The organism is Limnospira sp. PMC 1279.21 (assembly GCF_032349615.1).
Lineage (GTDB): Bacteria > Cyanobacteriota > Cyanobacteriia > Cyanobacteriales > Microcoleaceae > Limnospira > Limnospira fusiformis.
The window spans coordinates 20,547-23,560 of record NZ_JARPLU010000058.1 but is presented as its reverse complement, the minus strand read 5'-3'; the positions used below and the strand labels follow the sequence as shown (position 1 = coordinate 23,560).

The 3,014-nt window shown below is 47.8% G+C and carries 3 protein-coding genes and 1 tRNA gene; all 4 read right to left on the bottom strand.

All coding sequences use genetic code 11. The features are described from left to right. Nucleotides 1-229 precede the first annotated feature (229 nt). Nucleotides 230-313, bottom strand: a tRNA-Leu gene (locus P5683_RS11060). Between the two features lie 58 nt (nt 314-371). Beyond that, nucleotides 372-1,796 carry an FAD-binding domain-containing protein gene (locus P5683_RS11055; RefSeq protein WP_315641878.1) on the bottom strand — a complete coding sequence of 475 codons (1,425 nt, stop codon included), beginning with the start codon at nt 1,794-1,796 and terminating at the stop codon, nt 372-374. A 12-nt stretch (nt 1,797-1,808) separates the two neighbouring features. After that, complete coding sequence (locus P5683_RS11050) at nt 1,809-2,354, bottom strand: NUDIX hydrolase (protein ID WP_006624006.1); 546 nt, start codon at nt 2,352-2,354, stop codon at nt 1,809-1,811. Continuing rightward, on the bottom strand, nt 2,354-2,845 hold the full coding sequence (gene folK / locus P5683_RS11045) for a 2-amino-4-hydroxy-6-hydroxymethyldihydropteridine diphosphokinase (protein WP_006624005.1): 492 nt from the start codon (nt 2,843-2,845) through the stop codon (nt 2,354-2,356). The genes P5683_RS11050 and folK overlap by 1 nt, the downstream gene beginning before the upstream one ends. Nucleotides 2,846-3,014 lie beyond the last annotated feature (169 nt).

Sequence of the window (3,014 nt, the reverse complement as noted above, 5' to 3'; positions counted from 1 at the left end):
GCAAATGCCAACACGGTTAACAGTGGCATATATCAGCCCAACTTCCCCCAGCCCAACGGGGTTTGTTTCCCAATGCGGAACCGGGAACTTGAGCCCCCATTGTACCATCACACTGATGCACTCAAAAGCGATCGCATTATTGGGAGTGAGTGTAAAATAAGTGCAAATGCCAACACGGTTAACAGTGGCATATATCAGCCCAACTTCCCCCAGCCCATTTCCTTCCCAATGCGGAACCCGGGACTTGAACCCGGAAGTCCTTGCGAACACTAGAACCTGAATCTAGCGCGTCTACCAATTCCGCCAGTTCCGCATGAGTGGGTGTATTTGTTTGGCACAATTTAATATCCTGCCATAGTTGGGGGAATTTGTCAAGCCTTTAATTGGGAATAAATCGACTTAAACAATTTTTGTTGTTGATTGTGGTCTACAATGGGCTGTGGGTAGCCACAGGCTTGTCGATCGCTCCTGGAAATTTTGCCAGTCACGAGGTGGGCGGTGTCCAAATTCCGCAATTCTGGCAACCACTGGCGGATATATTCAGCTTCGGGGTCATATTTTTGAGCTTGGGAAGCGGGGTTAAAAATCCGCAAAGGCTTAGGGTCCATCCCACTGGAGGAACTCCACTGCCACCCACCATTATTTGAGGCTAAATCCCCATCAATAAGTCTTTGCATAAAATACTTTTCTCCCCATTGCCAATTGATGATTAAATCCTTGGTCAAAAAACTGGCGACAATCATGCGACAACGGTTGTGCATCCATCCGGTTTCATTGAGTTGACGCATAGCCGCATCAACAATAGGATATCCGGTGCGTCCTTGACACCACGCCTGGAAATGTTCTTGATTATCTGACCAAGGAAAACGGTCAAAAGGCTGACGAAATGCACCGGTGGCTAAGGCGGGGAAGTGATATAAAGCCTGTTGATAAAACTCCCGCCAAGCGATTTCCTGCTGCCAAGTTTGAATATGGTGGCGGGCTTCGTCACTGCGAGTTAAAGCCATAATTTCTTGGGTTTTTTGCCATAAGGTACGGATACCGATCGCCCCAAATCTCAAAGCCGGACTCAACAGAGAAGTGCCATCAATAGCGGGGAAATTCCGCCCTTGGTCATACTCATAAATGGCTCGATCGCAGAAGAGTTGCAAGCGATCGCTCGCGGCCGTTTCTCCCGGTTCTAGGATAAAAGGTTCCGACCAGATAAATCCCAAATCCTTAGCGGTGGGTAAAGCGATCGCTCCCGCCTCCCTCGCCGCCTTTTCCTGAGCCTCTGTCAGCCCCCTAGATTTTAGGGTATCACAGGGTTCTGGTTTCGGCTGCTGAATCCATTTGCGCCAATAGGGAGTATAAACCTTATAGGGTTCCTTAGACCCCGTAAAAATGGCTTCTGGGGAATGCAAAACCTGATCCCAGAAAGTCTCAACTTTAATCCCCACCTCTGTGAGAGACTCTTCTACAGAGCGATCGCGTTGTCTGGCGAGGGGTTCAACGTCTTGATTCCAATAAACAGCGATCGCCCCCAAAGCCACCGCCAATTTTCGCAGACCTTGAGCCGGGTTATCCTGAATAATCAGTAATTGACTCCCCCCCCGTTGGTAGTCGCGTTGTAAACATTGGAGACAGCCGATCATATAAGCCACACGGACGGGGGCGATATCATCACCGCTCAAAATTGCCGGGTCAAGACAGAAGACCCCCACCACCTGAGAAGTCACCCGACGCGCCGCCGCCAGTCCCCAGTTATCGGAAATCCGCAGATCTCGACGATGCCAAAATAAGATTAAATCCGACATAAACACACAGAGTTATAGAAAGGGTTTAGCCAACATAAAACTAGCGATAGATTTAGCATCCACAGGTTCCCCCTCCCAAATCGCCTTTTCCAACTCTTGGGGAGTCATCAAAACCGTGTCTATATCCTCATCTTCATCTTGTGCGGGGGGAGTTTCTAGTTTTTCGAGATCTTCCGCGAGAAAGGCGTAAATAATTTCATCAGAATAACCCGGCGCGAGGACAAATTGCCCTAGTTTACGCCACTTATGAGCGCGGTAGCCTGTTTCTTCTTCAATTTCGCGCCCGACGGTTTCGGCGGGGTCTTCGTTAACTTCTACCGTCCCGGCTGGAAATTCCAAAGTCCGCCCTTCCACTGCAAATCGATATTGTCTGACCAATACCAATTTACCTTCTGGGGTAACGGGAATTACTAAAGCACCTCCGGGGTGTCTAACACATTCCCACTGACCGATCGCCCCATTAGGAAGGCGAAGGCGGTGGACATCAAAGTTAAATTTCCGACCTCGATAAAAGAGTTGTTGTGCGAGAATTTCGGGGGGTTCTGAACCTAGTTTCATTAGTTAGTTAAAGTTAGTTTTTGGACTCCTGACTGATCGATAGTTTCCAGCAATTGGGCGATCGCCTTTTTACTGATAGGATCTATCCACTCCGGGGCTATTTCCGCTAGGGGGACTAACACAAAAGCGCGATCGCGCATTCTCGGGTGTGGTATTTCTAGGGTAGGTGTATTCAAGATTAAATCATCGAACAGCAATAAATCAAGATCTAGGGTTCTCGGTCCCCATCTTTCCCCACGCACCCGCCCCAATGTCTTCTCAATTTCTAGCAGAGTTTCCAAGAGGGACTGAGGGGAGACAGTCACCTCCAGAATAGCACACCCATTGATATAATCCGGCTGAGGGGGTCCCACAGGAATTGTCCGATACCAATGCGATCGTTTTTTCACCCTAATTCCCTCATAGCCTTCCAGTAATTCTAGGGCGGTTTCTACTGTTTGACCAGACAACCCCAAATTACTACCCAAACCTATTGCGACATTACTATCCATAATTAACAATTAACAATTAACAATTAACAATTAACAATTAACAATTAACAATTAACAATTAATAATTAACAATTAATAATTAACAATTAATAATTAATTCCCCGGTGGGGGTGAGGGCGGGTTTATTAAGCGCTTCCCTCATTGCTATGACTAACTGCGGAGGCGCGCC

Excerpts from the sequence above, each read along its gene's own strand:
- P5683_RS11050 (WP_006624006.1), bottom strand. The coding sequence starts at position 2,354 with ATGAAACTAGGTTCAGAACCCCCCGAAATTCTCGCACAACAACTCTTT.
- folK (WP_006624005.1), bottom strand. The coding sequence starts at position 2,845 with ATGGATAGTAATGTCGCAATAGGTTTGGGTAGTAATTTGGGGTTGTCT.
- P5683_RS11055 (WP_315641878.1), bottom strand. The coding sequence starts at position 1,796 with ATGTCGGATTTAATCTTATTTTGGCATCGTCGAGATCTGCGGATTTCC.